We start from the raw sequence: 25,930 nt of genomic DNA, 5'->3' as shown, positions 1-25,930 counted from the left end.
GGTCAGTGACCCCGTGCGCCCGCTGCGATCTCGGCACTGAAGCGCCATTCGAGGAGTGATTTGACGAGGAGGGTGACAAGAGCGAGGCCGGCAAGGAGGGAAGCGACGGCGAAAGAGGCAACGAAGTTGTACTCATTGTAGAGGATCTCCACGTGGAGCGGCAGCGTATTTGTCAATCCGCGGATATGGCCTGAGACCACCGACACCGCGCCGAATTCGCCCATCGCCCGGGCGTTGCAGAGGAGCACGCTGTAGAGCAGGCCCCAGCGGATGTTGGGCAGCGTCACGGTCCAGAACGCGTGCCAGCCCGAAGCGCCGAGGGTCAGCGCCGCTTCCTCTTCGGCGGTTCCCTGTTCCTGCATCAACGGGATCAGCTGGCGGGCGACGAAGGGGAAGGTGACGAAGATCGTGGCGAGCACGATGCCGGGAACGGCGAAGATCACCTGGATGTCGTGCGCGATCAGCCACGGACCCAGAAGGCCCTGGGCGCCGAAGACGAGTACGTAGATCAGCCCCGAGACCACCGGCGAGACCGAGAATGGCAGGTCGATGAAGGTCACGAGCAGGTTCTTGCCGCGGAACTCGAACTTGGCGATGGCCCAGGAGGCCATGATGCCGAAGACGAGGTTGAACGGCACGGCGATGGCCGCCGTCAGCAGGGTCAGGCGGATCGCCGAGCGTGCATCCGCCTCCGTGAAGGCGGCGAGATAGGCTGACCAGCCTTTCGCGAAGGCCTGGATGAACACCGTCACCAACGGCAGCACCAGGAACAGGGCGAGAAAGACTACCGCGATCCCAATCAACACCACCCGGACGACACGGCCTTCCGTGACCACGCTCCGTGCGCGGGCGGGCGGACCTCCGGCCTGGAGATCGGGATCCCGGACATCCGGGTTTCCGACAACGGCGCTAGACATAACCGAACCTCCTGCGGCTCCAGGCCTGGATCAGGTTGATGGCGAGCAGGGTCAGGAACGAGATCCCGAGCATGATCGTCGCGATGGCGCAGGCGCCCCCATAATCGAATTCCGAGAGCTTGATGACGATGAGGAGCGGGGCGATCTCGGAGACGTAGGGAAGGTTGCCGGCGATGAAGATGATCGAGCCGTATTCACCGACGCCGCGGGCGAAGGCGAGGGCGAAGCCCGTGAGCACGGCCGGGATCAGGGGCGGTAGCACCACCTTCACCAGCGTGTGCCAGCGGCCGGCGCCGAGGGTGGCCGATGCCTCCTCGATCTCCTTGTCGATCTCGACGATCAGGGGCTGCACCGTCCGTACGGCGAAGGGCAGGCCGATGAAGACCATGGCGATGTAGATGCCCACCGGCGTATAGGCGGCCTCGATCCCGAGCTTGGCGAGCTGTTCGCCCACGAGACCGTTGGGGGCATAGAGGGAGGCCAGGGCGATGCCGGCGACGGCGGTCGGCAGGGCGAAGGGCAGATCCACTACCGCGTCCACGATCTTGCGGCCGGGAAACCGGTAGCGGGTGAGAACCCAGGCGATGAGGAAGCCGAAGACCGAGGCGGTCAGCGCCGCGAGGAGCGAAACCCCGAAGCTTACGCGCAGGGCGCTGGCGACGCGCGGATCGGTGGCGACCGCCCAGATTCCCGACAGGCCGAGGCCGGAGGCGCGGGCGACGAGAGCGGCCAGGGGCAGCAGCACGATGATGCCGAGGCAGGTCAGGGTATAACCGAAGGTGATCCCGAAGCCGGGAATCACACTGGGCTGACGGAAGCGTCGTCTCGGACGCAGAGGGGGCTCTGCCATGGGGTGGTCCTGATAATGGATCGCCTCGCTCACGCATCGGCGGGTCGGGAAGCGGGCACGGTGTCCGGCTGAGGTCGCCCCCTGCTCCCTGGGCACCCTCCCCGTGACGGCTGCTAGATTCACACACCTGCTCTTCAAGGCAGAGCGCGTCCCTCTCCCCCCTTGTGGGGAGAGGCTAGGAGTGGGGGTGGCTCCGCCAGCCTCCGCAGCATCAGGGTCGCACAACCACCCCCACCTCCTACTCCTCCCCGCAAGGGGGAGGAGGGCAGGGTAGCGCGCATACCGCGACATGTGTGCCTATCGTCGGCCGGAGAGAGGCGCGCTACGGCGCCGGCTTGCTCAGCTGGTCGAACAGCCCACCATTGTCGAAGTTCTTCTTCTGGATATCGTCCCAGTTGCCCTGAAGATCCTCGATCTTGAAAAGTTTCAGTTCGGGCAGCTGCGCCAGATGCTCGGGCTTGGCGGCCTCACGCTTGATTGGGCGGTAATGATGCTTGGCGAAGATCGCCTGCGCCGCGTCCGAATAGAGGAACTGGAGATAGGCCTCGGCCTGCTTGCGGGTGCCCTTCTTGTCGACATTGGCATCCACGAGGGCGACCGGCGGCTCGGCGTAGATCGAGGTAGGCGGAACGATCACGTCGAACTTGTCGCGGCCGAACTCTTCGAACACCAGATAGGCTTCGTTTTCCCAGGTCGGCAGCACGTCGCCGAGACCGCGCTGGGCGAAGGTCACGGTGGAGCCGCGCGCACCGGTATCGAGCACCGGCACCTGCTTGTAGAGCTGGCCGACGAAGGCGTTGGCCTTGTCGGCGTTCTTGCCTTCCTTCTCGTAGGCGTAGCCCCAGGCCGCGAGGAAGTTCCAGCGGCCGCCGGCCGAGGTTTTCGGGTTCGGGGTGATCACCTTCACGTCGGGCTTCACGAGATCGCCCCAATCCTTCACGTCCTTCGGGTTCCCCTTGCGCACGAGGAACACCACGGTCGAGGTGTAGGGCAGGCCTTCATTGGGCAGCTTGGTGCGCCAATCGGCAGGAATCTTCTTCGAGATGCGGCTGATCGCATCGATGTCGGAGGGGATGCCGAGGGTCACCACATCGGCCGGGATGCCGTCGATGACGGTGCGGGCCTGCGAGCCGGAGCCGCCATGGGCCGCGCGGATGGTGACCGTCTCGCCGGTCTTCGCCTTCCACTCCTCGATGAAGGCCGCGTTGATCTCCTTATAGAGTTCCCGCGTCGGGTCGTAGGAGACGTTGAGGAGTTCGGTCTGCGCCTGGGCGCTGCCGGCGGCGAACAGCGCGGACCCGAACCCTGCCGAGACCAGGCCGAGCGAACCGGCGCACAGGGCAATGACACGTCTGCGGTTGGACAGACGGCGGGCATTCGGCGTGGAGGATAGGTTCGAGCTCACAGGTTCGTCTCCGGCTACATCGCGGCTGCGGGACAAAGCCGTCCCGACGCCTCGGTGGCGCTAGGTTTCGTTCGTTTTAAAGAACAATGTCAAGCTTGACCGAGGGGTGCCTCTTTCGTTCTAGATAGGCAATTCTCCTTACGAAAGCGAAGGCGTGAGGAGGAAAACATTTGCTATAGAAATATGTTCTATCTATATCCGCTAAAGTAGAATATATAGCCTCGGTCGGTTAGTTCTATAGAACGAACGTTCCGTAACATTTCCCGCGCTAAGGTGCATTGCAGCATCCAGCCCGGTTTCCCGGGTCCGTACGCGCGGAGTGTCTCATAGGTGGGGTCGGTCATGGAGCAGCGATAGCGCGCCATTCCGGCCAGACACGACGGAAAACCGGATGCGGGAACCCGCAGCCGGTTATGCTGGCAGGAGGGCTTCCCGAACGCCTGAGAATCAGGAGATCGGGACAGGCTTGGTCTGGAAGGAGCAGCGCCTGCGCAGGCGTCCCTTCGAGGAACGGCTCAGTCGGAGGCGAGGGCGACCAGGGAGAACAGGGTCGCGAGCAGGATGTTTCCGGCGACGACGAGAACGAGGACGGTCATGGGATGGGATTTCGCGGGTTGGCGGAAGACGGGCCGGGCAGGTCCAGCACGTAGGCGCGACCGATAGCACCGCAATTCTGAACGCTGTGTGTCGTCTCGCTCATCCCTCTGACGGATCGCGCCTGTAACGGGTCACCCCTTCCGCCGACCGAGCTTCAACAGCAGGGATTCGATGCGTTCGCCAACCGGTTCGATCAGCGAATCGGCGTAATGGGCCCGCAGGTTCAAACCGAGATGGCGTCGCACGCTTGCCGTGAGCGATACCGGCCTGCCCCGCGGCGTCCGACCGTCCTGCCCGTCATCCGGCTGCATTTTGGTCATGAGGGGAACTCCGCTCATGCCGACTTCCCAAGGAGGGACTGGGTCGGCCTTGACCGGAAGGCTGCCAGGGAATGGTTAAGAACAATTTTATCCATTTCCGTAAAAAGTCTGTAAGGCCAAGCTTCTAGGGCGAGCGCCCCGTTTTCCCTTATCTGTCAATGACATTTTACATTTTTCGAAGCGAAATAAATCCGCCAGCCATACCTCTGGGAGGAAACGGCGCGGGTGCAAAGGGTTGCGTCCGGCCAAGCCCCCTGCCGATCCGCAAACAGGGTTACCGAATGGTTTCCAGCTGTGGACGGCTGCGCCGAAGCGGGGTTACAACGCTCTCGCTCACTGAGTCGGATTCAAGTGTTCGGAGAGCAAAAATCGCATGAAGGGGAGATCTTCAAAGAATGCAGACCATCACCATCACAGTGCGAGAACGTGACACCGTATTAGCGGCGCTGCGTTACTATCAATTCTATCGCCTTCAGGGCCATCCTTTCGATCCTCGGCAAGATCACCTGATCGATGCAATTGCAAGTCACTCAGGTGAAAGTCTAGATCTTGCGGAGATCGACGATCTTTGTGCCGGCATTCAGGGCAACAAACACGCCTTGAGCGCGGCTGCGTAACACCCCCACAGGGGTCCTCGATACGTCGGCGGCGGCCCTCCTGCGCCGCCTAAAGACGGGGATGGGCCGAGCGCCGCACACTCCACGTCTTCGCCAAGACGACGCTGGTCGGGGCGGATGTCCGAAACGGCCTCAAAAAGAAAAACCTTCTCTTTTCACGATTTGCCAGGACATCCTTCACGACCCGCTGGGCCATCACCCATCCGGCCCACGTGCAGGCCGCAGGCACCGTGCCGGGCTCCCCCGGCCGGTGCGCCGCGACGATGCCCGAAAGCTCGACCGGACCCATCGGCCCTTCGCTTCACGGAGCCTTGGCGAGCTGATTCTTGGCCCGCTCGACCGCCGCGTTGCAGGCCTGGGCGTCGCCCTTGCCGTCGGCAGTGCGCGCCTCGTCCAGGGCGACCTTGGCCTGCATCGCGGCATCGGCGCCTTTTCCCGCCTCAGCGGATTTCTCCGGCGGAGCGGCCGGGGTGGAGGCATTGCCTCCCTGCGCGGTTTCTCCCTGGCCTTCGCGCGCGCCGGCCGCCGCCTTACCCGAGGTCGAGGCGGAGATGGCGCCCGTCGCCTCGTCCTTCACCCGCGTCTCAAGGCGCGCGATCTCTTCCGAACAAGGTGAGGCGAGGGCCGTGCCCGCCGCGAGGCCGATGGTGAAGCCGGCAGCCAGCAACACGGCGAGGGGACGGGATTTCTGAATCATGGGGTATCCTCAAGGGGGGCTGTGACGGGACAACCCGTGTCCGTCCCCTTCGGCTCCCCTGACGCGGCGAAGTTTACGCCTCGGCGAACCCTGTCGATCCCGGCCGCGCACCGCCATGGTCGTGGTCGCATTCACCGTGGTCGGCCAGCACCTGGATGACCCGGCACTCACCCACCCGCCCGTGCCCGCATTCCGTCACCATGCGCTGCAGCTCCGTACGCAGGGCGATCAGCCGGGTGATGCGCTGCTCCACCTCCGCGAGGTGCCGTCGCGCCAAGCGGTCCACCTCGGCGCAGGATTCCTCCGGTTGCGCGCTCATGGCGAGAAGTTCGCGAATCGCATCCACCTCGAAGCCGAGTTCGCGCGCGTGACGGATGAAGTTGAGCCTTGCCACCTCGGCGTCGCCATAACGGCGCTGCTGCCCGTCGGTACGCGGGGGCGACGGCATCAGCCCGACCTGCTCGTAATAGCGGATCGTCGGTACCTTCACCCCGGCGCGGCGCGACAAAATTCCGATCGAGAACGTCATTTTCCGCTTGATCCTCTAGTCGCTAGAGCTTGTAGGCTCCTGTTTAACGACGAAACGAGGAGAGAGCCATGGCCGAATCCTGCTGCGGCACGAGCCTGAAGCAGCCTGAAACCCACACGCACGTGCATTCCCACGATCATGACCATGACACGGCGGGCGCGCACGACCACGCCGTGGCGACGCAGGCTCCGAAGGCCTCGCCGCACGAGGAATCCTGCGGTTGCGGCGGGGGCGTTCCGGTCTTCGACGGGGTGGATCCGCGCTACAAACGGGTGCTGTGGTTCGTCATCGCCCTCAACGGCGCGATGTTCCTCACTGAGATGGCGGCCGGCCAGGCGGCGGGTTCGCAGGCGCTGAAAGCCGACGCCCTCGACTTCCTGGCCGATACCGTCACCTACGGCCTCAGCCTCGCGGTCATCGGTGCGAGCCTTCGCACCCGCTCGTTGGCGGCTCTGGCCAAGGGGGTGAGCCTCAGCCTGATGGCGGTCTGGGTCTTCGGCTCGACGATCTACCAGACGCTCGTTCTCGGCGTGCCGAGCGCGGAATGGATGGGCGGGATCGGCCTGCTGGCGCTCGCCGCCAACGTCGCCTCGGTGCTGCTGCTGATGCGCTACAAGGACGGCGACGCCAATGTCCGCTCCGTCTGGCTGTGCTCGCGCAACGATGCCATCGGCAACATCGTGGTGATGGGCGCGGCGCTCGCCGTCTGGGGCACCACATCCGCCTGGCCGGACCTTGCGGTCGCCGCTCTCATGGCCGGCATCTTCCTCACCTCTTCGGTCCAGATCCTGAAACAGGCCTGGGGCGAGTATCGCGAGGGGGGCCGGGAGGCGCGGGTCTTGGCGGCCGAGTGAGGGGGGGACCACCTTAATATGACGTGGTCATTCCGGGGCGCCGAAGGCGAGCCCGGAATCCAGAGCCACCAAAGGTACAGGACCTTGCGCTGTCGGCGTTTCTAGATCCCGGGCTCTGCTGCGCAGCCCCGGGATGACGTCGCTGATCCGGAAAATCTTCGGCCCCTTACAAGAAAGGGGCCGAAGAGTGTTGCGGTCTTACGAGCTCAGCTGGTCGCGGATCGGCAGCTGCCGGATGCGGCGGCCGGTGGCGGCGAAGACCGCGTTGGCGATGGCCGGCGCCACGGGGGGGACGCCCGGCTCACCGACGCCGCCGAGCGGACTGCTGTAGTCGTTGTTCTGGATCAGGTGGACGTGCAACTCCTTCGGGGCGGCGTCGAGACGGGTGATCTCGTAGCCGTCGAAGTTGTTCTGCTGCGCGCGCCCGTCCTTGAAGGTGATTTCGGCCGACAAGGCCAAGCCCATCCCCATGACGACGGCACCCTCCATCTGCGAGCGGATACGCTCCGGGTTGACCTGCGGCCCGCAATCGACGGCGATGTCGATGCGCTTGACCGAGACTTCGCCCTTGGCGCCCACTTCGACCTCGGCGGCGACCGCCGTGTGGGTGACGAAGCTGTAATGCCCGGCAATGCCGAGGCCTCGTCCCTTCGGCAGCTTGCGGCCCCAGCCGATCCCCTTGGCCGCCGCCTCGATGACCCCACGCAGGCGCGCGGTCTCGATCGGGTAGCGGGCCGGGTCCTCGCCGTAATTCCACACATCGCCGATGGTGGTCGGGTCGATCACCCGGTCGGGGCCGATCAGGGCCAGCAGGTACTCCTTCGGGTCCTTGCCCGCCGCGTGCGCCAACTCGGCGACAAACGACTGGATCGCGAAGGCGTGCGGGATGTTCGACACCGAGCGGAACCATCCGATGCGCACATGCGCGTCGGCCGCCGGGTTCTCGAGCCGGATATTCGGCACGGCGAACGGCGTGTTGGTCAGTCCCATCCCGAGCTCGAAGGGCAGCTCGTTCTTGGCGCCGGCGGCGAAGATCGAGCCGATCGTGGGCGCCGCCGAACGGTGGAGCCAGGCCACCGGCATGCCCTTGTCGTCGAGGCCGGCCTCCAGGCGCTCCACCGAGATCGTGTGGTAGTAGCCGTGATGGAGGTCGTCCTCGCGGGTCCAGGTGAGCTTGACCGGCGCACCGTCCACGGCCTGGGAGCACAGGGCCGCCTCGAGCACGTAATCGGGCTTCGACTTGCGGCCGAAGCCGCCGCCGAGCAGCGTCACGTTCACCCGCACCTTGTCGGCAGGCAGGTTGAGCTTCTTGGCCAGGCGGTCATGGGTCGCCTGGGGAGCCTGTGTGCAGGCCCAGGCTTCGCAGAACCCGTCCTTGATCCGCACGGTGGCGGCCGGCGGCTCCATCGGGGCCTGGACGAGATGGGGCACGAAATATTCGGCCTCGATCCGCTGCTTGGCCTTGGCCATGGCACCGTCGACGTCACCCTGGTTGCGAACGACCTTGCCGGGCGCGCGTGCCGCCTTCTCCAACTCGCCGCGGAAGGCGACCGAATCGTAATGGGCGTTCGGGCCGTCGTCCCAGGTGATCTTCAGGGCGTCGCGGCCCTTCATTGCCGCCCAGGTGTTCTTGGCGATGACGGCGACGCCGCCGATCGGCTGGAACTCGGACGGGATCTCGGGCGTGTCGATCTTGAACACCTTGACCACGCCGGGGACCTTCATGGTCTCGGCATCGTCGTAGCTCGCCACCTTGCCGCCGAAGACCGGCGGGCGGGCAACGAGGGCGTAGAGCATCCCGTCGAGACGGGTATCGAGGCCGTACATGGCCTTGCCGGTGGTGAAGTCTTGGTTGTCGATGAGGCCGATCTTGCCCTTGCCGATGAACTTGAAGGCTTTCGGATCCTTCAGGGTCACGCTCTCGCGGGCGGGCACGGCGAGTTCGGAGGCTGCCGCTGCCACGTCGCCATAGCCGAGCGTGCGCTTCGACTTGGCATGGGTGAGGACCGAGTTCTCGGCCTTCACTTCCGCTGCAGGCACGCCCCATTGCTTGGCGGCGGCCTGGACCAGCATGGCCTTCGCTGCCGCACCTGCATGGCGCAGATGCGGGAAGAAGTGGCGGAGCGAGCGCGAGCCGTCGGTGTCCTGGTTGCCGAACCGGGCTTCGTCACCCCAGGCCTGGGCGACCTTCACCTTGGCCCAATCCGCCTCGAGCTCGTCGGCGACGACGAGGGCGACGGAGGTGCGCACGCCTTGGCCCATCTCCGAGCGATGGCAGGTGATGGTGACGGTGCCGTCCGGCGCGATGGCCACGAACACCTTCGGGTCGTCCTGCCAGCCATGCGGCATGGCATCGGCGCCGAATTTCTTCGGCTCGTCCTTCTTGTCCTCGGCACGCGCGGAGTCACGCCAGGACAGGGCGAGCACCAGGGCGCCCATGCCGCCGAGCATGGCGCGGCGGCTGACATTGGCGAGAGCGCTGGGCGCTTCGGGGGCGGCGGTCGTCTCGGTGGCGAGGTCGGCCATGATCTGTGCGTCGTGAATCACAGGCGCTCTCCCTTGTTGGCGGCCGGCGCGTTTCCGGCGGCCTGATGGATCGCGGCGCGGATGCGCGGATAGGTTCCACACCGGCAGAGGTTGCCGCTCATGGCCTCGTCGATCTGGGCGTCGTTGGGCTTCGGCGTCTCCTTCAGGAAGGAGGCCGCCTGCATCATCTGCCCGCACTGGCAATAGCCGCATTGCGAGACATTGAGGTCGCGCCAGGCCACCTGGACCGGATGGTTGCCATCGGGCGAAAGCCCCTCGATGGTCACCACCTCCTGGCCTTCGGCTGCGGAGATGGGGGTGACGCAGCCGCGCACGGCAGTGCCGCCGAGATGGATCGTGCAGGCGCCGCACAGGGCCTGGCCGCAACCGAACTTGGTGCCGGTGAGGCCGACTTCGTCACGCAGGAACCACAGCAGCGGCATGTCGGGATCGCCGTCGAAGCTGCGTTCAGCCCCGTTCACGGTGAGTTTGATCATCGGTCTATCCTGTCATCGATCAGGCCACGGACCGGTCGAGATCGGCGGGCTACCGATCCGTTGGGCTCGCGAATACCTTGGAGGTCGTCACTCAGGCGCGGGGCGCGCGCGACATCGTCGCCGTCCCGCATCGAAACGTCCCTGAGGTGCGGCAGCGGATCCGGCACCCCTCGACAGGGAACCGTCGCAGTGCACGAAGCCCCCACGCCCCGTACCTCATAATGAATCCAATTAAACGGTAGGGGTGCTGCGGTGCAACGGCCGGCAGCCACGGGCGTCGCTTTCGTGAAGCTCGGCCGAGGATTCGATGTGCTGTTGCGCACAGTACGTATCGGGCGTCTGGGACGCTTTCGAATGTCGCTCGTTGTTTATGCCGGCTCTGCAGACATCGCTCCAGCGGGCCTCGGTGAAGCGCCAAACCTTTCGAATCGCTTCGACATAACGGTGCTCGAACCGTCCGGCACTTCGCCTCGATCAGGTCTCCACGAGGCCGAAGCTGGACCCGCTCGCCTCGGAATCACCGCGCCCATGGGGTAGAGCGAGGTATTCCGATGAGCGCATCTCGATGAGGCGCGAGACCGTGCGGTCGAACTCGAACGCCTCTCGGCCCTCGGTCGCTGTGTAGAGACCGGTCGGCTCGGCGGCGGCCGAGGCGATCAGTTTCACGTGGGCATCGTAGAACGTGTCGACGAGGGTGATGAAGCGCTTGGCCTCGTTGCGGTTCGCCTCGCCCATCACCGGGATGTCCGAAAGGATCACCGTCTTGAAGGAATGGGCGATGGCCATGTAGTCGGCGGCGCCCAGCGGCTGGGCGCAAAGGTCGGCGAAGCCGAACCGGGCGACGCCGGCGGCCTCCTCCGGCACGGCCACCTCGCGGCCTTTCACGCGGATCGTGGCAGGCTTGCCCCGGGCTTTGCCGGTGAGCCCCTTGAAGGCCTGATCGAGGGCGGCGGCGGCCGTCTCGTCGGCAGGCACATGATAGACAGAAGCGCCACCGAGCTTCTCCAGGCGGAAATCCGTCCGGGAATCGAGCTTCAGGATCTCGACCCGGCTCTTCAACTCCGCGACGAAGGGCAGGAACAGCGCGCGGTTGAGCCCGCCTTCATAGAGCCGGTCGGGCTCGACGTTGGACGTCGCGACGACGGTGACGCCGCGCTTGAACAACGCCCCGAACAGCCGGCCGAGGATCATCGCGTCGGCGATGTCGGTCACGGTGAACTCATCGAAACACAGCAGCGTCGCCTCGTCCGCCAGGGCGTCGGCCACCACTGGGATCGGGTCGTCACCCTTGGCCGTGCCCGCCTTAAGGGCCTGCCGGTGGGCATGGATGCGCTCATGGGCATCCGACAGGAAGCCGTGGAAATGGACGCGGCGTTTCTTGCCCGGCGCCGCCTCGTGGAAGAGGTCCATCAGCATGGTCTTGCCGCGGCCGACGGAGCCCCAGATGTAGAGGCCCTTGGGCGGACCTTCGCTGTCGCCGCTGCGGCCGAACAGCCAGCCGAGCGCGCTGCCCTTCTTCGCCCGCCGCCGCCGGTCGAGATCCTGGACCAGCCTGTCGAGGGCCTGGACCAGATGGGTCTGAGCCGGGTCGCGCTCGATGGCGCCCGACGAGACCAGCATGTCGTAGCGCGCCGAAACCGGACCGGCAGGAGAATCACCGCCCTGCGAACCGGTGGAGGATGCGGAACCTGAGGGGGGACTCACGGCGATGGCGACCTTGGATACGGGACGGCGCAAGGGCCGCGTGCGCGTCGATGGAACCGGTCCGGCGACAGGCCCGAAGACCGGTCTGCCGCGCGTCGCCGGAGGGATCAAGCACGGCATGCCGGCCGGATGACGTTTTGTTGCATTGCACAAAATCGGCGGCGATGCCATCTCGTGGCCTCCTCGAGGGAGGTCACGCCCGGAGCCAGCGCACATCAGCGCAATGTCATCCGGAGTACGACGGCACAATGCCCGACACCATTTCGACCGGACCGAATGTCCGGCGCCTCTGGCCCAGCGACCGAGCCATGGTCGAGGCCTATTTCCTGCGGCTCGACCCCGATACCAGAGCCAACCGGTTCATGGCCGCCGTGAGCGATACCGCGGCCGTTGCGTATGCAGCCCGCGCCCTCAAGGTCGAAGGGCTGGTCTTCGGCGGTTTCGTCGAGGGGACCTTGCGCGCGCTCGGCGAATTGCGTCCGCTCACCGGCCCCGTGCCGGGGCTGAGCCTCGGCCGCGATGCGGAGGCGGCCTTCGCCGTGGAGCGCGGGTTCCGCCGCAACGGCCTCGGCCATGCCCTCTTTCGACGGATCGTCTCGGCGGCGCGCAACCGCGGCGTCCGCGATCTTCATGTCCGCTGTCTGAGCCGGAACGGCCCGATGCGCGGGCTCGCCACCAAGCTCGGCGCCGAAGTGACCCTGGCCGATGGCGAAGCGGAGGGGGCGCTCGTCCTCGCCCGTCCGACGCCCGCCTCGCTCTGGCGCGAGGGGATCGACGAGGCGCTGGATTTCACCCTGGCGGTGGCCGCCGCCGCCGAGCCGCTGAAACGAGCGGCGTGAGAGATCAAGCGGATTGGCGGCGAGGTCGCCGGACGCTATCCTGGGTTACTCTCGGGCGTCGCCGTCGGCTTCGCATTCGCCCGGCTCCCTGTTCGAAAAGATCACTCCGCCATGAGATCCGTGCTTGCTGCCTGCATCGTCGTGGCTCCTCTCGCCGTTTCGGCGCAGGAGCGGCCAGCGACCCCCGCCATGCTCTGCGCCGACGCCGCAGCCCTGGTGAACCGCGTCGGGGCCATCGTGATGACGACGGGGCCGATCACCTACGACAGGATCGTCCGCGACGGTGGGTTCTGTCCCCTGCCGGAAGCGCCCAAACCCGCCTACGAACTCACCCAGGACGTGGCGAAATGCTTCGTCGGCTATGTCTGCCGCGACAAGTTCAACGAGGGCAGCACGCGCGACTGAGTCCGATCGCGGTTCAGGGCCACGGCCAAGCTGCCATGTTGAAGCCAAGTCTCCACCCGATGGCCGCCGCACCACGGCGCTAACGAAGCTCCTTCGATCACGATCGGGGAGGGGGCTTCTCATGACCATCGGCGAGAATTCGGCACAGGATCGGCGTTCCCGGGAGGGACATGCCACGACGCGCCTGGAGCATTGCGTCGCCCATACGCTGCGGGTGATCGAGGCGGCCCGCATCGAGCGGGAGGATGCGCCGGTGAAGGCGGCCCGTCGCCATCTGGCGGAAATCTACGGCGTCACGCGGCTCAACCGACGCCTGGAGCGCAATCGACATTCGGCGTGAATCCGGCGGCGTTCAGCGCGGCGCACTCCCCGGTTTCATCGCCAGCCAGATCGTATGGCGGGCGCCGCTGGTGACATTGGCCCTGACAGGAACCTCCTCCACGGCGAACCCGCCCCGGCGAAGGCGCTGAGTAAAGGTCCGGTCCGGATGCGCGGACCATACGGCGAGCACGCCGCCGGGCCGCAGGGCCGTCATGGCCGCGCCCAATCCCGCCCCGTCATAGAGCCTGTCATTGGCCGCCCGGGTGAGCCCGTCGGGGCCGTTATCGACGTCGAGGAGGATGGCGTCGTAGGCGGCGGTCGCCGAGCGGATCGCGCCGACGACATCGCCGATCCGCAGGTCCACCCGCGTATCGTCGAGGGCATTCGCCGACAGGGCGCTCAACGGCCCGCGCACCCATTCCGCCACGTTCGGCACGAGTTCGGCGACGACGATCGCGGCGTCGGGGCGCAACGCATCGAGGGCCGCGCGCAGGGTGAAACCCATGCCGAGACCGCCGATCAGGAAACGCGCGCCCGCGCGGCCTCCGACCCGCTCCGCCGCGAGTGTCGCGAGCGCCTTCTCCGAGCCGCTGAGGCGGCTGTTCATCAGCTCGTTATGTCCGAGCTGGATCGAGAATTCGCTGCCGCGCTGAAGCAGCCGCAACTGGCCCTCGTCCCCGGGGATCGGTGCGGTGTCGAGGACGAGCCAGGGAATCATGAGCGGGGCCGGCGGGACTGCATGCCGACCCGGCTATCACAGCTGGGGCGGGGGATCACGCGATGCCGGGCAGGCGCCCCTCCCCCGACAGGGGAGGGGCCATTGGCATCCGGCTAGAACAGGCCTTCGATCTGCCCGTCGGCATCGAGATGGATGCCCTCCGAGGCGGGGACCTTGGGCAGGCCGGGCATGGTCATGATCTCACCGCAGATCACCACGACGAAGCCGGCGCCGGCCGAGAGCCGCACGTCGCGCACAGAGATGAGGTGGCCCGAGGGAGCACCCATCAGGTTCGGGTCGGTGGAGAACGAGTACTGCGTCTTGGCCATGCAGACCGGCAGGTTGCCGTAGCCGTCCTTCTCGAACTGGGCGAGCTTGGTGGCGGCCTTCGATTCCACCTGGATGTCGCCCGCGCCGTAGAGCTTGGTGGCGATGGTCTTGACCTTGTCGGTGAGCTTGGTGTCGGTCTCGTAGGCGAAGGTCAGCGGCTTCTGCTCGCCCTCGGCGAGCTTGACCACGGCCTGTGCCAACTCCTCGGCGCCGGCTCCGCCTTCCGCCCAATGCTTGCAGGTGATGGCCTCGACATCGAGCTTCTCGCGGCACAGCTCCTTGAGCTTGGCGTGTTCCGCGTCGGTATCGGCGTAGAAGTGATTCACGCCGATGACGACGGGCAGGCCGAAGCCGCGCACGTTGGCGACATGCCGGGCGAGGTTGGCGAAGCCCTTCTCCAGGGCATCGAGGTTCTCGGAGCCGAGCTCCTTCTTCGACACGCCGCCATGCATCTTGAGGGCGCGCACCGTGGCGACGATGACCACCGCCGAGGGTTTCAGCCCCGCCTGCCGGCACTTGATGTCGATGAACTTCTCGGCACCGAGATCCGCGCCGAAGCCGGCTTCGGTGACCACGTAATCGCCGAGCTTGAGGCCGGCGCGGGTGGCGATCACCGAGTTGCAGCCATGCGCGATGTTGGCGAAGGGGCCGCCATGGATCAGGGCAGGGTTGCCCTCCAGGGTCTGGACCAGGTTCGGCTGCAGCGCGTCCTTGAGGAGCACGGTCATCGCGCCGGTAGCCTTGACGTCGGCCAGCGTCACCGGCTTGCGGTCGCGGGTCTCCGCGATGACGATGCGGCCGAGACGGGCCTCGAGGTCGTCGAGATCACGGGCGAGGCAGAACACAGCCATGACTTCCGATGCCACGGTGATGTCGAACCCGTCCTCGCGCGGGAAGCCGTTGGCGACACCGCCCAGCGACTGGGTGATCGACCGCAGGGCGCGATCGTTCATGTCGACGACCCGGCGCCAATGGATGCGGCGCACGTCGATATTGAGCTCGTTGGCCCAGTAGACGTGGTTGTCGATGAGCGCGGCGGCGAGGCTGTGCGCCGAAGTGATGGCGTGGAAATCGCCGGTGAAGTGCAGGTTGATCTGCTCCATCGGCACGACCTGGGCCTTGCCGCCGCCGGCGGCACCTCCCTTCATCCCGAAGCACGGGCCGAGCGAAGGCTCGCGCAGACACATCACCGTCTTCTTGCCGATGCGGTTCAGCGCATCGCCGAGGCCGACCGTGGTCGTGGTCTTGCCTTCGCCCGCCGGGGTCGGGCTGATCGCGGTCACGAGGACGAGCTTGCCCTCGGGCTTCGATTCCAGCGACTTGATGAAGGCATGGTCGATCTTGGCGATATGCCGGCCGTAATGGTGCAGGGCATCTTCCGGCACGCCGATCTTCTCGGCCACCTGCGTGATCGGCTGCAGGGTAGCCGCGCGGGCGATCTCGATGTCTGAGGGCATTGGTCTCTCCCGGTCTGTCGTCGCGATGGCGTGTCGCGCTTAACGCTTCTTGTGGACGATCGTGGGTTCGCGGCGTCCGGCGGCGACCCGCGAACAATCCATGCTTCACCGTTGCCATCACTGTGAGCGATGGAGCAAGCAAAAGCGCGTCGGAATTTTTCAACGCGTCTGCAAAATTTCATTTGAGAGCGCCGAGGCTCGGGCGGGTCGCCCGCCTAGGCGGTGTGCGGGGCGGAGTCAGCCCGACATCGCCGTCGCCGTGTAGCCGGCCTGGTTCAGCGCTTCGGCGATCGTCAGGCTCTGGGCGTCGGTGGTGATCGCCACGCGGCCGTGATCGCGGTCGACGGCGACATGCGCCTCCGGATCGATCCGCAGAATGGCCTTGCGCACCGCCTCAGCGCAGCCGTCGCAGGTCATGCCGTCCACCTGCATCAGCAGGTCTACCCGTCTCGTATCCATCCAACCGCTCCCGTCGCTGGGTCACGTCTCGCACCTCATGTAGAGCCAAATCCCCTCCCGCCGCGAGGGGGGATGGTCCGGGGGGCCTCGGAGGCGCTGCCAGGCTGGCTGAAGCCAAGCTTCGAAGCTCATGCAACACATGGCAAAAAACCGGTTCACGCAGCCCGCGCCCATCTTGTGGGACCTCGTCGCCTCGGCGACAAACGGAGCCTGTCTCGATTTGCGTAAACCGTGAGCGAGGCCCCGTGATCTCCGCTCGATCGTCGTGAGGATAAGAGTATTCCGATGGCCCGGATCGTCGGCCGACGCACGGGCCCGTGGCTCCTGAGTCTCATCGGGTTCGTGGTCCTGGCGCCGCTCGCAGTGATCTCCCCCCTCGGCGGCGCCTTCGGACTGGCGGCCATGAGTGGTCTCGTCGCCATCCTGGCCGCGCGCCGGGCGGGCGCGCTCGACCTGCGGTGCGAGAAGCTTTCGGGAGAGCTGGATATCTTGTCCCAACGCCTCGTGCGCCTGGAGACGGTGGCCCGGCTCATCGCCGACCAGCAGATGCGGATCGAGCGCGCCCGTGCCGAGGAGGACGGCCCGGCGGAGGCCAAGGCCCCCAAGGAATCCTCGGTGGATGCCGCCGTGGAGGAGGTCACTGCAGAAATCGGCCTGCTCAGTGGCATCGTCCGCGAACTCGCCGCCGTGGTCGCCACGCAGGACGGAGAGATCGCCCGCCTGAAGGCAACGCCACCGGCCGCTCCCACTCCGACCCCGATCGCCCGTCGTGACGCCGCGGATGCCTCCATCGTCCCGCCGCCTTCCCCGCCGCCGAGAACCGAGACCGCTGCGGCGCCCTGGGTGCCGCGCGCCTGGCCACCGCAGGAGCGGTCCGAGACGGTCGCGGACCGGGTACGGCCGGACCGGAGCCGGGATGCGGTCATGGTCGCGGCCTTCGACGGCGGCGGGCTCGAAGTCCATCTCCAACCCATCGTCTCTCTGCCGCAACGCAAGGTCGTGTCCTACGAGGCGCTGGCGCGCCTGCGACTCGGCGCCGACATTCTCAAGCCGGAACTGTTCCTGCCGGCCCTCGAACGCCATGGGCGAACCACCGAACTCGATCGCCGCATGCTTCCCCTCGTCGCCACGGTGGCCCGCCACCTCAGCGGACGCGGCAGTCAGGCTGCTGTGACGTACGGCCTGTCGCCGCATTCCCTGTTCGAGCCCGGCTTCCTGCGCACGCTGCCGCGGCTGCTCGCCGGTGAATCCGCGCAGTCGGGACGCCTCGTGATCGCACTGCCCCAGTCGAGCTGGCGCAGCCTCGACGCGGAGCAAGCCGGCGCCCTGGCAGAACTGCGCGGTCGCGTGGGCTTCGCCCTGGACCGACCCGTCGACCTGCGCCTCGACCCCCTGGCCCTGGCCGATCGGGGCGTCAGTCAGGTCAAGGTGCCCTCCGATCTTCTCCTGCGACCCGATCCCCGCCAGGCCATGCCCGATATCGCCCTGGACGATCTCGTCGCCTCCTTGTCCCGAGCCGGCATCCGGCTCGTCGCCGACGCCGTCGAGCGCGAGAGCGACGTTCCCGATCTCATCGACCTCGACGTGCCGCTGGCGCAGGGCTCGGTCTTCGCCCCGGCCCGAGCAGTGCGGGCCGAGGTCCTGGCCGCCGCTCCGGTTCAAGCCGCGCCGCCAGAGACGCCACCATCACCTCAGGAACCCGGCGACGATCCCGAACCGCCGCCGCAGCGCCGGCCGTTCCGCGACTTCCTGCGCCGGGCCGGCTGAAGCCCCCTGCTTCGATCCCGATGCGTTGATTTCGGAGTCCGGCGGGCCTAACCGGTCGGCCATCCCGTCATGCCCCGAATTCCTTGCCAGTCAGGCCAGATCCATGAGCGAACCGTTCGCGCGCGCCACAACGCCGGCGCAGATCCCGACCCTGGGCGGTCTTTCAGACGTCGCCGAGCGCTACGACCTCATTCTGTGCGACGTCTGGGGTGTGCTCCATGACGGGACGCGGGCTCATCGGGGAGCGGGCGAGGCGCTGATCCGATTCCGCACCCTGCCCGAAGCCGGTCGCCGACGGCGCGTCATTCTCGTCTCGAATGCCCCACGCCCCTGGGCCGGCGTCCAGACCATCCTCGACGGCTACGGCGTGCCGCGCGAGGCCTATGACGCCATCCTCACCTCCGGCGACCTGACCCGGCGCCTGATCGCGGAGCATCCGGGCGAGCGCATCCACCATCTCGGGCCGGAACGCGACGCGACGATCTTCGATGGCCTCGATATCCGCCTCGTGGCGGCCGGTGAGGCGGAGCGTGTGGTCTGCACCGGCCTGTTCGACGACACGGTCGAGACGGCGGAGGATTACCGGGATACGCTGGCCGGCTTCCGGGCACGGGACGTGCCGATGATCTGCGCCAATCCCGATCTCGTGGTCGAGCGCAAGAAGAAGTTGATCCCCTGCGCCGGCCTGATCGCGCAAGCCTATGCGGAGATCGGTGGTTCAGTGACCTATGCCGGCAAGCCGTACCGTCCCGTCTACGAGGCGGCGCTCGCCATGGCGGCGGACCTCGATGGCGGCACCGCGCCGGACGTCGCCCGCGTCCTCGCCGTCGGCGACGCCCTGCGTACCGATATCGCGGGGGCGGCGGCCTACGGAATCCCGAACCTGCTGGTGGCGCGCGGCATCCACGCGGAGGAGCTCGGCGTCCTGGCCGAACACGACACGCTCGGCGAGGTGGCCGAATGGCTGGCCCGCCAGGAGGTCCACCCGGATGCCGTCATCGAACGATTGGTCTGGTAGGCTCTCGCGGCTTGATCGTTCCAAAGCCGCGAGGCCCGACTGATCACGCGAACAGAGCGTCGATCTCGTCCTGGGCCGTGGCGGGGCCCTTGATCTGCGGTCCGTTGAGGAGGAGGAGCTCGGCCCGAACCCGGCGCTCCACCTCCGCCGGATCTGTGCCGCTTTCGTCCTTCGCCTTCACGGCGGTGGCGAAGCGCGACAGCCGATTTTCGAGCTGCCGCAGGGATTCGCTGACCTTCGCGATCCGCTGCCCAGTAATGTCCTGGAACGTGCAGGCCTCGAAGATATCGTTCATCCGTGACTCGACCGAGGCACGGTAGTTCTTGTCGTTGGGCAGGCTGAGGATTTCCTCGGCTGCCGTCATGATCGAGTTCGTCGCGCCGGCCGTCGCCTCGACGACGCTGCCGAGTTCCACATGGGCCATCGGCAGCCGGTCGCGGGTGAGCTCGTTCGCCCGCAGGGCCGCGATCTCCTTCCGGACATGCGCGATGTAGTCGGCGATCTCGACCAGCTCTCGGATCAGCGATGGGCGTGTCGATGCCAGCGTAGGGCCGTTCGTCCGTGCTTTCTCGCCCATGCCTATCGCTCCACGACACTCTGCTTCGTCGAAGAAGGGAAAGCGGGTCTGCGGCTCAAGCGCCGCAGACAGCCTCGATCTTGCTCTTCAGGGTTGCCGCATTGAAGGGCTTGACGATGTAGTTGTTCACGCCGGCCTTCTTGGCCGCGATCACGTTCTCGGTCTTCGATTCGGCGGTGACCATGATGAACGGCGTGGTGCGCAGGGCCTCGTCGGCACGGACATGGCGCAGCAGCTCGTAGCCCGTCATCGGCTCCATGTTCCAGTCGGAAATCACGAGGCCGTATTTGCGGTTCTTCAGCCGAGCCAGGGCCGCTGTTCCGTCAGAGGCATCATCGACTTCTTCGAAGCCGAGCTGCTTGAGCAGGTTGCGGATGATGCGGACCATCGTCTGATAATCGTCCACGACGAGGATCGGCATGCCGAGATCGAGGGCCATGGGTCGGGGTGCTCCGTCGGTGCAGGGCCGGTGCGGCGCGCCGCGGACCGGATCAGTGGCAATATTTCTTGGGGAAGCGCCGCCACGCGCCGCCTCTCGTTCGTGAAAGTACCGCACCCCGCATTGCGAAGCGGTTAATTGGACAGGGGATCTTGCATCCCGCACTGATCGACCGTCACTTCCCTTGACCCTCCCCCGGCTTTTCGACAGGTTCCGGCGCGAATTCCCCCTTCGGTCGCTCCTTCGGCCGCTGCATTTTCGAGACCGCTTGAACCTGATGGCGCCTGCCGACGACCTTTCCGCGCGTCCCGCAGCCCGCTCCCCGTCGGGGCGGCCTTTCATCATCTGCCGCGAGGACGAGGCGGTGCCGGCATCCCTAGCGGGGGCCATCGCGGCGATCGGGAATTTCGACGGCGTGCACCGGGGCCATGGCGCCCTGGTCGAGGCCGTCCGCGAGGAGGCGGACAAGCGCGGCGTCCCGGCGGTGATGCTGACCTTCGAGCCGCATCCACGCGCTTATTTCGCTCCCGACCTGCCGATGTTCCGGCTGACGGGCCCGGCCGCCAAGGAGATCGTCTTCGCCCGTCTCGGCCTCGACGGCCTGATCGTGCGCCGTTTCGACGCGCTCATGGCGGGGACGACCGCCGCCGGTTTCGTCCACGAACTGCTCAAGCGCGATCTTGGCGTGTCCGGCGTCGTGATCGGCCACGACTTCCATTTCGGGCGTGGGCGGGAGGGAACGCCGGAGGTGCTGGCTCGGCTCTGCGCGGAGGCCTCCCTCGCATGCCGGATCATTCCCGCCGTCTCCATCGGGGAGGGGGAAGCCCCCGTCTCGTCGAGTGCGATCCGGGAAGCCCTGCGGCAGGGCGACATCGTCCTGGCGAACCGGCTGCTCGGCTATCGCTGGTTCGTCTGCGGAGAGGTCCGGCACGGAGACAAGCGCGGCCGTACGTTGGGATATCCCACGGCGAACGTGGCGCTGCCCGATTGTGGCCTCGCCCACGGCATCTACGCCGTCCGAATCGGGCTACCCGATGGTTCGGTCCGGGACGGCGTCGCGAGCTACGGGCGGCGCCCGACCTTCGACGACGGCGCTCCCCTGCTCGAAGTCAACCTATTCGGCTTCTCGGGCGATCTCTACGGACAGACCATCGCGGTGGAGTTCCTGGGCTACATCCGCGGCGAGGAACGCTTCTCCGGCGCCGAGGCCCTGATTGCCCGGATGGATGTGGACGCGGCCGAGGCGCGCGTACTCATCGCAAACGACCGCGTTCCGTCGATGATCGGCTGAATTCCGTCGCGGCCTCCGGGTCGCGATATCCGCCGGCTCAGCGCTTGGCGGGATCGATCGAGGCGAGGCGACGCGCCGCCTCTTGCAGCGCGCTCTGGTGGCCGTTGCCGCTGAGCGCATAGACCGAACGGCCCGCCGTCCAGTAGACGGTCTCCCCGTCGCCCGGGCTCGCCACCTCGCCGGTGAAGGCCGCCTCGCTGGTGCCCCGCGCTGCGAACAGCGAGACTTCGCCGAGATCGGGCGCGTCGATCATGACCTCGACCCCGGCCCCGTGACGGGCGGGCACGATCTGGACATCGCGCACCGACCAATCTCCCGGCAGGTCCGGCAGGACGATGCCGGTGGCACTCGAGATGCCGGCTTTGTCGTAGCTCGGCGAGGCGGGCGAGCCGAGGCGGGCGCGGATATGGGCCACTTCCCTGGCCTGGCGCGCATCGGCGACCAGGGCCGGGTCGACCGGCGCGGCGAAGGTGTCGGGCACGCCGAACACGCCCGTATCCGAATGCGCGATCCAGCCGGCGCCCACGAGGAGCACGATCACCGCCGCACGCTTCAGCCGCTCACCGGCACGCCGCCATGCCATGGATCGATCGAGGCGGCGGGCCGCCGCGCGGTTGCGCTCCGGACCCGGCCCGGGCAGCTGCGCGAAAGCCTGACGCAGGGCGTCCCTGTCATGCATCTCGGCCATTACCCGCGCGGCAGCCGCCGGCGTTTGGGCGAGATAGGATTCCACCTCGAGCCGGCGCATGACGTCGAGCTGTCCGTCGACGAAGGCGGCGAGGTCACTGTCGGTGATCGGGTCGATCATGACGGTCGGTATCCAGTTCAACGATCGAAAGCGGTGACGCTTTCATGCAGTCCTGACACTCGTCACCGAGTGCCCTCGAATTCGGTGCGGTTACGGACCGCCCATGGCCTTGGATGCGAGGCGGATGTCCTGCCTCGTATCCTGGCCGTTCCAGTCGCTGACGAGGCGCAGATGCGGCCGCTCGGGCTTTCCCGAACCCGATCCGGGTAAGGAGCCGGAACGGCTTCGGCCGCTGCCGGCCTCGCCTTCCTCGAAAGCGCGCAGGGCCGCGCGGCCACGCCCGAGTCGCGACATCAGAGTGCCGATGGGAATACCGAGCACCGCCGCCGCGTCGGCATAGGCCATGCCCTCGAGGGTCACGAGATGGAGCGCGGCGCGCTGCTCCTCGGGCAATGTGAGGAAGGCCTGGCGGATTTGGGCGAGGCGCACCTGCCCTTCCTGGGAGGGCGGTACGCTCTCGTCGCTCATCTGGACGAGGGATTCGGCGTGGCGGGCTTCCACCCGCTTGCGGCGCTGGTCGTCGATGAAGACGTTGTGCAGGACCGTCATCATCCAGGTCCGCAGGTTGGTGTTCGGCCTCACGGAGAGGCCGGATTCCAACGCGCGGACGAGGGTGTCGTGGACGAGATCGTCGGCTTTCAGCGTGTCGCGCGTCAACGAGCGCGCATAGCGTCGCAAGGGGACCAGAAGGTCGACGATGGAGGAGGCGGTCTGAGTCGGTTCGGCCGTCATGGATCAGTTAACGCGCGAGCCCGGCCGGCTAATCCGACCGGGCGGCACCCTATTGATAGGTCGCCTTGAGATTCAGCGTGCAAGTCCGTCCGATCCCCTCGTAATGCTCGGCGAGCCAGGCTTGCGCCGCCGCGCGGCCCTTGTCGCGGAGGCCTTCGAACACGCCGAGCCGCGCATCCATCCGGGAGGACGCCTTGTAATCGTCGAGGGCGCCCGTCCCGTCGATGCGGTGCACCAGCATGCGGTGGTAGTCGTTGCGGCCGAGCACCCCGTCCTCGATCAGTCCGTCGACGAAATCGATGGCGCGCAATTCACGCATCAGGTTGGCGTTGAAGGTGATCTCGTTGAGCCGGTCCTGGATCTCTTCGCGCGAACGCGGGGTCTCACGGCGCTCTACCGGGTTGATCTGGACCAGCACCACGTCGCGCGTCTGGGCACCGTGGAAGAGTGGGTAGATCGGCGGATTGCCGAGATAGCCGCCATCCCAATAGGGCACGCCGTCGATCTCCACCGCCTGGAACACCGTGGGCAGGCACGCCGAGGCCATCAGGTGATCGATGCTCAAGGTATCCCGCTCGAAGACGGCCAGCTTGCCCGTCCAGACATTGGTGGCCGAGACATAGATCCCGGCGGTCTCCGCCGCCCGGAGGCGTTCGAAATCCACGTGCTTGGCCAGGGCCTTGCGCAGCGGGTTTACGTTGAGCGGGTTGGAGACGTATGGGCTGGTCTTGAGCGCCCGGGTCCAGAAGTCCAGGATCGGGTTCTGGCTCCAGAGGTCGAACAGCTGGTCGAAGAGCCCGCGCTGGGCCGGCCACAAATCGCCGTCGAGGCTCGCCTCACGCCAGAACCGGTCGAGAGCGGCGCGGGCGCCCTCCGGCCCTCCGGTGATCCATCCGTCGACCATCACGACCGCGTTCATCGCGCCGGCGCTGGCACCCGTGACGGCCTCGAAGGCGAGACGGCCATCCTCGATCAGGGCATCCAGCACGCCCCAGGTGAAGGCGCCATGGGCGCCGCCGCCCTGCAGGGCCAGGGCCACGGTCTTCTCGGCTTTCGGACCGGCGAGGCTGACGGCTGGACGCGAGACGGGCCGCGACTGGGCCACTTCCCTATCGGTAGAGGGCGAATCGACCGGGGAGGAAGGTTCGGATTCGAGCATCGTCAGCTCCACGTGGCGGGTTTGCACAGGCGCATCGAGAGGGTGCACATGGGCATGCTGCAATGCAGCATCAAAGGTCGCAGGGCAGCAAACCGGTGGCTGCATGGATCGGTTCCGCTTGGGATGCCCCTGTGACTCACATGTCGCACTGCGCCAATTCCCTCGACATCGCCCATGGGATAAGACATGTCACCCGACGCTGGGCCAAAGTGTCGTGCGCGGTCCGTCCTGCCCCGTGGTTCTCCCATGCGGTCAGCGGGCTTGACGCACGCGACGCCCCATCTCAGCTAACCAGCAGAGCCCTCTGTCACCGGGCTCTTCACCCGATCTTCGCAAAGGATCGGTAGAATTCGATACCAGACGACCATGGCCGGGCGCTCGCTCCAGGGCAGGCCAGGCCATAGGTAAGGTCAGCGATGGACGCCATGATGGAAGCCACCCCAGCCGATTCGTTCGGCCCCGGCATCTCGATTACCGGCCCGGAGATCGCCGGTCCCGCGCCGCGCCACCGCACGGTGGGCGTGACTGTCGGCGAGGGCGAGGGAGCGGTCACCGTCGGCGGTGGAGCTCCGGTCGTCGTCCAGTCGATGACCAATACCGACACGGCGGATATCGACGCCACCGTGGCGCAGGTCGCCGCCCTGTCGCGGGCGGGCTCCGAACTCGTGCGCATCACGGTCGACCGCGACGAGGCCGCCGCCGCCGTCCCGAAGATCCGTGACCGTCTCGCCCGCATCGGCGTTCACGTGCCGCTGGTGGGCGATTTCCACTATATCGGCCACAAGCTCCTCTCCGATCATCCGGCCTGTGCCGAGGCACTGGCCAAGTACCGGATCAATCCGGGCAATGTCGGTTTCAAGGAGAAGAAGGACACGCAGTTCTCGACCATCGTCGAGCAGGCGGTCCGCTACGGCAAGACCATTCGCATCGGCGCCAATTGGGGTTCCCTCGACGAGGCGCTGCTCACCCATCTGATGGACGAGAACGCCCGGTCCGCGCGTCCCATCGATGCCCGCGCCGTGATGCGCGAGGCCATGGTGCGCTCGGCATTGTCCTCGGCACAGCGCGCCGAAGAGCTCGGTCTTCCCAAGAACCGGATCATCCTCTCGGCCAAGGTCTCGGCGGTGCAGGATCTGATCGCGGTCTACCGCGAAGTCGCCCGGCGCTCGGATTACGCGATCCATCTCGGCCTCACCGAAGCCGGCATGGGCTCGAAGGGGCTGGTGGCGGCCTCGGCGGCCATCGGCGTGCTTCTGCAGGAAGGCATCGGCGATACGATCCGTTATTCGCTGACGCCCGAGCCCGGCGGCGACCGGACCGTCGAGGTCAAGGCATCTCAGGAACTCCTGCAGACCATGGGCTTCCGCACCTTCGTGCCGATGGTCGCTGCCTGCCCCGGCTGCGGCCGCACCACCTCGACGACGTTCCAGGAACTCGCCCGCGACATCCAGAACTGGATCGTCACCTCGATGCCGGAATGGAAGAAGACCTATCCGGGCGTCGAAGGTCTGAACGTTGCGGTGATGGGCTGCATCGTCAACGGCCCCGGCGAATCGAAGCATGCCGATATCGGCATCTCGCTTCCCGGCACCGGAGAGACCCCCACCGCTCCGGTCTTCATCGACGGCAAGAAGGCGATGACCCTGCGCGGTGCCACGCTCGCCAAGGATTTCGAGACGGTGGTGATCGATTACATCGAGCGCCGTTTCGGCCAGGGTGCCCGCACCGCCGCCGAGTGAGATCCTCCGTCGTGAGGATTAGCGTCCCGCGTCGTGCAGCCGCGGGACGCATTCGCTCGACCTACCGCGGGAGAGGGTTTCTTCGTCACGGGTTCGTCGTTCTCGACCCCCTGCCCGCGTGATACGGATCTGGCATGCTTCGCGCAGGTCTCCTCCCCAGAGGTGTCCTGCGGAGATGCGCGCTCACTGATTTGGGTCGCCAGGCTGGCAGCAAGTTGCCGGGGCGAGGCGGGAGACAGGGCCTCCACGATCCGGATGGTCGCTAGGTCGGTCGCCAAGGTCCCTCGGTCGAAGTCCAGCGTAAAGCCAAGCCTCCTCGTTCGATTCCCTTTCCCGTCGCAGAAGCCTGATCACAGCG

General features: G+C 66.7%; 27 protein-coding genes. 10 read left to right on the top strand and 17 right to left on the bottom strand.

The annotated features are described in order from the left end of the window. Positions 1 to 2 precede the first annotated feature (2 nt). The 4 genes from cysW to ACYQR9_RS04345 form a co-directional block, all read right to left on the bottom strand. Positions 3 to 917, bottom strand: coding sequence for a sulfate ABC transporter permease subunit CysW (gene cysW, locus ACYQR9_RS04360; RefSeq protein WP_461228815.1), 915 nt, complete (start codon positions 915 to 917; stop codon positions 3 to 5). Then, a complete protein-coding gene (gene cysT / locus ACYQR9_RS04355) occupies positions 910 to 1,767 on the bottom strand; it encodes a sulfate ABC transporter permease subunit CysT (RefSeq protein WP_056423334.1) in 858 nt (285 codons plus the stop codon). The genes cysW and cysT overlap by 8 nt, the downstream gene beginning before the upstream one ends. Before the next feature lie 322 nt (positions 1,768 to 2,089). Then, the gene (locus ACYQR9_RS04350; RefSeq protein ID WP_348646085.1) at positions 2,090 to 3,112 is read right to left on the bottom strand and encodes a sulfate ABC transporter substrate-binding protein; all 1,023 of its coding nucleotides are present in this window, start codon (positions 3,110 to 3,112) and stop codon (positions 2,090 to 2,092) included. A 788-nt stretch (positions 3,113 to 3,900) separates the two neighbouring features. Continuing rightward, positions 3,901 to 4,089, bottom strand: a complete 189-nt coding sequence (locus ACYQR9_RS04345) for a hypothetical protein (RefSeq protein WP_461228814.1) — start codon at positions 4,087 to 4,089, stop codon at positions 3,901 to 3,903. A gap of 395 nt (positions 4,090 to 4,484) precedes the next feature. Here ACYQR9_RS04345 and ACYQR9_RS04340 point away from each other — a divergent pair, with 395 nt between their 5' ends. Then, positions 4,485 to 4,706 carry a hypothetical protein gene (locus ACYQR9_RS04340; protein WP_018045985.1) on the top strand — a complete coding sequence of 74 codons (222 nt, stop codon included), beginning with the start codon at positions 4,485 to 4,487 and terminating at the stop codon, positions 4,704 to 4,706. A 301-nt stretch (positions 4,707 to 5,007) separates the two neighbouring features. On the opposite strand, the gene ACYQR9_RS04335 is transcribed toward ACYQR9_RS04340, so the two are convergent. After that, on the bottom strand, positions 5,008 to 5,403 hold the full coding sequence (locus ACYQR9_RS04335; RefSeq protein ID WP_461228813.1) for a hypothetical protein: 396 nt from the start codon (positions 5,401 to 5,403) through the stop codon (positions 5,008 to 5,010). Between the two features lie 73 nt (positions 5,404 to 5,476). Continuing rightward, a complete protein-coding gene (locus ACYQR9_RS04330) occupies positions 5,477 to 5,932 on the bottom strand; it encodes a MerR family transcriptional regulator (protein ID WP_461228812.1) in 456 nt (151 codons plus the stop codon). Between the two features lie 68 nt (positions 5,933 to 6,000). On the opposite strand from ACYQR9_RS04330, the gene ACYQR9_RS04325 reads away from it, so the two are divergent. Continuing rightward, complete coding sequence (locus tag ACYQR9_RS04325; protein WP_461228811.1) at positions 6,001 to 6,786, top strand: cation transporter; 786 nt, start codon at positions 6,001 to 6,003, stop codon at positions 6,784 to 6,786. A gap of 198 nt (positions 6,787 to 6,984) precedes the next feature. Here ACYQR9_RS04325 and ACYQR9_RS04320 read toward each other — a convergent pair whose 3' ends face one another. From ACYQR9_RS04320 to zapE, 3 genes are all read right to left on the bottom strand, one after another. Continuing rightward, entirely contained in the window at positions 6,985 to 9,333 is a 2,349-nt protein-coding gene (locus ACYQR9_RS04320) for a xanthine dehydrogenase family protein molybdopterin-binding subunit (protein WP_461228810.1), read from the bottom strand. Then, positions 9,330 to 9,809: a (2Fe-2S)-binding protein gene (locus tag ACYQR9_RS04315; RefSeq protein ID WP_056422827.1), complete on the bottom strand. Its 480-nt coding sequence runs from the start codon at positions 9,807 to 9,809 to the stop codon at positions 9,330 to 9,332. Before ACYQR9_RS04315 ends, ACYQR9_RS04320 begins: the two co-directional genes overlap by 4 nt. Positions 9,810 to 10,283: 474 nt before the next feature. Next, on the bottom strand, positions 10,284 to 11,429 hold the full coding sequence (gene zapE, locus ACYQR9_RS04310) for a cell division protein ZapE (RefSeq protein ID WP_461229731.1): 1,146 nt from the start codon (positions 11,427 to 11,429) through the stop codon (positions 10,284 to 10,286). A gap of 88 nt (positions 11,430 to 11,517) precedes the next feature. On the opposite strand from zapE, the gene ACYQR9_RS04305 reads away from it, so the two are divergent. The 4 genes from ACYQR9_RS04305 (at position 11,518) to ACYQR9_RS04290 (ending at position 13,097) form a co-directional block, all read left to right on the top strand. After that, a complete protein-coding gene (locus tag ACYQR9_RS04305; protein WP_280136528.1) occupies positions 11,518 to 11,646 on the top strand; it encodes a hypothetical protein in 129 nt (42 codons plus the stop codon). A 115-nt stretch (positions 11,647 to 11,761) separates the two neighbouring features. Beyond that, positions 11,762 to 12,352, top strand: a complete 591-nt coding sequence (locus ACYQR9_RS04300; protein ID WP_056422821.1) for a GNAT family N-acetyltransferase — start codon at positions 11,762 to 11,764, stop codon at positions 12,350 to 12,352. A 111-nt stretch (positions 12,353 to 12,463) separates the two neighbouring features. Continuing rightward, complete coding sequence (locus ACYQR9_RS04295) at positions 12,464 to 12,757, top strand: hypothetical protein (protein ID WP_461228809.1); 294 nt, start codon at positions 12,464 to 12,466, stop codon at positions 12,755 to 12,757. A 121-nt stretch (positions 12,758 to 12,878) separates the two neighbouring features. Next, positions 12,879 to 13,097, top strand: coding sequence for a hypothetical protein (locus ACYQR9_RS04290; RefSeq protein WP_056422815.1), 219 nt, complete (start codon positions 12,879 to 12,881; stop codon positions 13,095 to 13,097). A 12-nt stretch (positions 13,098 to 13,109) separates the two neighbouring features. Here the strand turns inward: ACYQR9_RS04290 and ACYQR9_RS04285 are convergent, their stop codons facing one another. The 3 genes from ACYQR9_RS04285 to ACYQR9_RS04275 all read right to left on the bottom strand — a co-directional run bounded on the left by ACYQR9_RS04285 (position 13,110) and on the right by ACYQR9_RS04275 (position 16,042). Beyond that, positions 13,110 to 13,796: a spermine/spermidine synthase domain-containing protein gene (locus tag ACYQR9_RS04285; protein WP_461228808.1), complete on the bottom strand. Its 687-nt coding sequence runs from the start codon at positions 13,794 to 13,796 to the stop codon at positions 13,110 to 13,112. A 113-nt stretch (positions 13,797 to 13,909) separates the two neighbouring features. Beyond that, on the bottom strand, positions 13,910 to 15,583 hold the full coding sequence (locus ACYQR9_RS04280) for a formate--tetrahydrofolate ligase (protein ID WP_056422809.1): 1,674 nt from the start codon (positions 15,581 to 15,583) through the stop codon (positions 13,910 to 13,912). Positions 15,584 to 15,820: 237 nt separating this feature from the next. After that, the gene (locus ACYQR9_RS04275; RefSeq protein ID WP_056422806.1) at positions 15,821 to 16,042 is read right to left on the bottom strand and encodes a heavy-metal-associated domain-containing protein; all 222 of its coding nucleotides are present in this window, start codon (positions 16,040 to 16,042) and stop codon (positions 15,821 to 15,823) included. 285 nt (positions 16,043 to 16,327) lie between these two features. On the opposite strand from ACYQR9_RS04275, the gene ACYQR9_RS04270 reads away from it, so the two are divergent. Together ACYQR9_RS04270 and ACYQR9_RS04265 are read left to right on the top strand one after the other, a co-directional pair. Continuing rightward, entirely contained in the window at positions 16,328 to 17,809 is a 1,482-nt protein-coding gene (locus ACYQR9_RS04270; protein WP_461228807.1) for an EAL domain-containing protein, read from the top strand. A gap of 103 nt (positions 17,810 to 17,912) precedes the next feature. Beyond that, a complete protein-coding gene (locus tag ACYQR9_RS04265; RefSeq protein ID WP_207411102.1) occupies positions 17,913 to 18,827 on the top strand; it encodes a TIGR01459 family HAD-type hydrolase in 915 nt (304 codons plus the stop codon). Positions 18,828 to 18,870: 43 nt separating this feature from the next. On the opposite strand, the gene ACYQR9_RS04260 is transcribed toward ACYQR9_RS04265, so the two are convergent. Both ACYQR9_RS04260 and ACYQR9_RS04255 read right to left on the bottom strand, forming a co-directional pair. After that, positions 18,871 to 19,404 carry a protein phosphatase CheZ gene (locus ACYQR9_RS04260; RefSeq protein WP_056422799.1) on the bottom strand — a complete coding sequence of 178 codons (534 nt, stop codon included), beginning with the start codon at positions 19,402 to 19,404 and terminating at the stop codon, positions 18,871 to 18,873. 55 nt (positions 19,405 to 19,459) lie between these two features. Then, positions 19,460 to 19,843 carry a response regulator gene (locus tag ACYQR9_RS04255; RefSeq protein ID WP_018046001.1) on the bottom strand — a complete coding sequence of 128 codons (384 nt, stop codon included), beginning with the start codon at positions 19,841 to 19,843 and terminating at the stop codon, positions 19,460 to 19,462. A gap of 277 nt (positions 19,844 to 20,120) precedes the next feature. On the opposite strand from ACYQR9_RS04255, the gene ACYQR9_RS04250 reads away from it, so the two are divergent. Further along, the gene (locus tag ACYQR9_RS04250; protein WP_461228806.1) at positions 20,121 to 21,134 is read left to right on the top strand and encodes a bifunctional riboflavin kinase/FAD synthetase; all 1,014 of its coding nucleotides are present in this window, start codon (positions 20,121 to 20,123) and stop codon (positions 21,132 to 21,134) included. Between the two features lie 37 nt (positions 21,135 to 21,171). Here ACYQR9_RS04250 and ACYQR9_RS04245 read toward each other — a convergent pair whose 3' ends face one another. From ACYQR9_RS04245 to ACYQR9_RS04235, 3 genes are all read right to left on the bottom strand, one after another. Next, positions 21,172 to 21,942 carry an anti-sigma factor family protein gene (locus tag ACYQR9_RS04245; protein ID WP_056422795.1) on the bottom strand — a complete coding sequence of 257 codons (771 nt, stop codon included), beginning with the start codon at positions 21,940 to 21,942 and terminating at the stop codon, positions 21,172 to 21,174. Between the two features lie 90 nt (positions 21,943 to 22,032). Then, positions 22,033 to 22,674 carry a sigma-70 family RNA polymerase sigma factor gene (locus tag ACYQR9_RS04240; protein ID WP_056422792.1) on the bottom strand — a complete coding sequence of 214 codons (642 nt, stop codon included), beginning with the start codon at positions 22,672 to 22,674 and terminating at the stop codon, positions 22,033 to 22,035. Between the two features lie 49 nt (positions 22,675 to 22,723). Next, positions 22,724 to 23,833 carry a patatin-like phospholipase family protein gene (locus ACYQR9_RS04235; RefSeq protein WP_246747814.1) on the bottom strand — a complete coding sequence of 370 codons (1,110 nt, stop codon included), beginning with the start codon at positions 23,831 to 23,833 and terminating at the stop codon, positions 22,724 to 22,726. Positions 23,834 to 24,249: 416 nt separating this feature from the next. Here ACYQR9_RS04235 and ispG point away from each other — a divergent pair, with 416 nt between their 5' ends. Continuing rightward, complete coding sequence (gene ispG, locus ACYQR9_RS04230; protein ID WP_056422789.1) at positions 24,250 to 25,572, top strand: flavodoxin-dependent (E)-4-hydroxy-3-methylbut-2-enyl-diphosphate synthase; 1,323 nt, start codon at positions 24,250 to 24,252, stop codon at positions 25,570 to 25,572. Positions 25,573 to 25,930 lie beyond the last annotated feature (358 nt).

Source organism: Methylobacterium sp. CM6241 (assembly GCF_054817845.1).
Note: the sequence above shows the minus strand (reverse complement) of the source record. Positions and strands in the feature narration are given on the sequence as shown.

Coding starts and splice junctions, on each gene's coding strand:
- cysW (WP_461228815.1), bottom strand. CDS start 917: ATGTCTAGCGCCGTTGTCGGAAACCCGGATGTCCGGGATCCCGATCTC.
- cysT (WP_056423334.1), bottom strand. CDS start 1,767: ATGGCAGAGCCCCCTCTGCGTCCGAGACGACGCTTCCGTCAGCCCAGT.
- ACYQR9_RS04345 (WP_461228814.1), bottom strand. CDS start 4,089: ATGACCAAAATGCAGCCGGATGACGGGCAGGACGGTCGGACGCCGCGG.
- ACYQR9_RS04340 (WP_018045985.1), top strand. CDS start 4,485: ATGCAGACCATCACCATCACAGTGCGAGAACGTGACACCGTATTAGCG.
- ACYQR9_RS04335 (WP_461228813.1), bottom strand. CDS start 5,403: ATGATTCAGAAATCCCGTCCCCTCGCCGTGTTGCTGGCTGCCGGCTTC.
- ACYQR9_RS04330 (WP_461228812.1), bottom strand. CDS start 5,932: ATGACGTTCTCGATCGGAATTTTGTCGCGCCGCGCCGGGGTGAAGGTA.
- ACYQR9_RS04325 (WP_461228811.1), top strand. CDS start 6,001: ATGGCCGAATCCTGCTGCGGCACGAGCCTGAAGCAGCCTGAAACCCAC.
- ACYQR9_RS04315 (WP_056422827.1), bottom strand. CDS start 9,809: ATGATCAAACTCACCGTGAACGGGGCTGAACGCAGCTTCGACGGCGAT.
- zapE (WP_461229731.1), bottom strand. CDS start 11,429: ATGCTGGTCTCGTCGGGCGCCATCGAGCGCGACCCGGCTCAGACCCAT.
- ACYQR9_RS04305 (WP_280136528.1), top strand. CDS start 11,518: ATGGCGACCTTGGATACGGGACGGCGCAAGGGCCGCGTGCGCGTCGAT.
- ACYQR9_RS04300 (WP_056422821.1), top strand. CDS start 11,762: ATGCCCGACACCATTTCGACCGGACCGAATGTCCGGCGCCTCTGGCCC.
- ACYQR9_RS04295 (WP_461228809.1), top strand. CDS start 12,464: ATGAGATCCGTGCTTGCTGCCTGCATCGTCGTGGCTCCTCTCGCCGTT.
- ACYQR9_RS04290 (WP_056422815.1), top strand. CDS start 12,879: ATGACCATCGGCGAGAATTCGGCACAGGATCGGCGTTCCCGGGAGGGA.
- ACYQR9_RS04285 (WP_461228808.1), bottom strand. CDS start 13,796: ATGATTCCCTGGCTCGTCCTCGACACCGCACCGATCCCCGGGGACGAG.
- ACYQR9_RS04280 (WP_056422809.1), bottom strand. CDS start 15,583: ATGCCCTCAGACATCGAGATCGCCCGCGCGGCTACCCTGCAGCCGATC.
- ACYQR9_RS04275 (WP_056422806.1), bottom strand. CDS start 16,042: ATGGATACGAGACGGGTAGACCTGCTGATGCAGGTGGACGGCATGACC.
- ACYQR9_RS04270 (WP_461228807.1), top strand. CDS start 16,328: ATGGCCCGGATCGTCGGCCGACGCACGGGCCCGTGGCTCCTGAGTCTC.
- ACYQR9_RS04265 (WP_207411102.1), top strand. CDS start 17,913: ATGAGCGAACCGTTCGCGCGCGCCACAACGCCGGCGCAGATCCCGACC.
- ACYQR9_RS04260 (WP_056422799.1), bottom strand. CDS start 19,404: ATGGGCGAGAAAGCACGGACGAACGGCCCTACGCTGGCATCGACACGC.
- ACYQR9_RS04255 (WP_018046001.1), bottom strand. CDS start 19,843: ATGGCCCTCGATCTCGGCATGCCGATCCTCGTCGTGGACGATTATCAG.
- ACYQR9_RS04250 (WP_461228806.1), top strand. CDS start 20,121: ATGGCGCCTGCCGACGACCTTTCCGCGCGTCCCGCAGCCCGCTCCCCG.
- ACYQR9_RS04245 (WP_056422795.1), bottom strand. CDS start 21,942: ATGATCGACCCGATCACCGACAGTGACCTCGCCGCCTTCGTCGACGGA.
- ACYQR9_RS04240 (WP_056422792.1), bottom strand. CDS start 22,674: ATGACGGCCGAACCGACTCAGACCGCCTCCTCCATCGTCGACCTTCTG.
- ACYQR9_RS04235 (WP_246747814.1), bottom strand. CDS start 23,833: ATGCTCGAATCCGAACCTTCCTCCCCGGTCGATTCGCCCTCTACCGAT.
- ispG (WP_056422789.1), top strand. CDS start 24,250: ATGGACGCCATGATGGAAGCCACCCCAGCCGATTCGTTCGGCCCCGGC.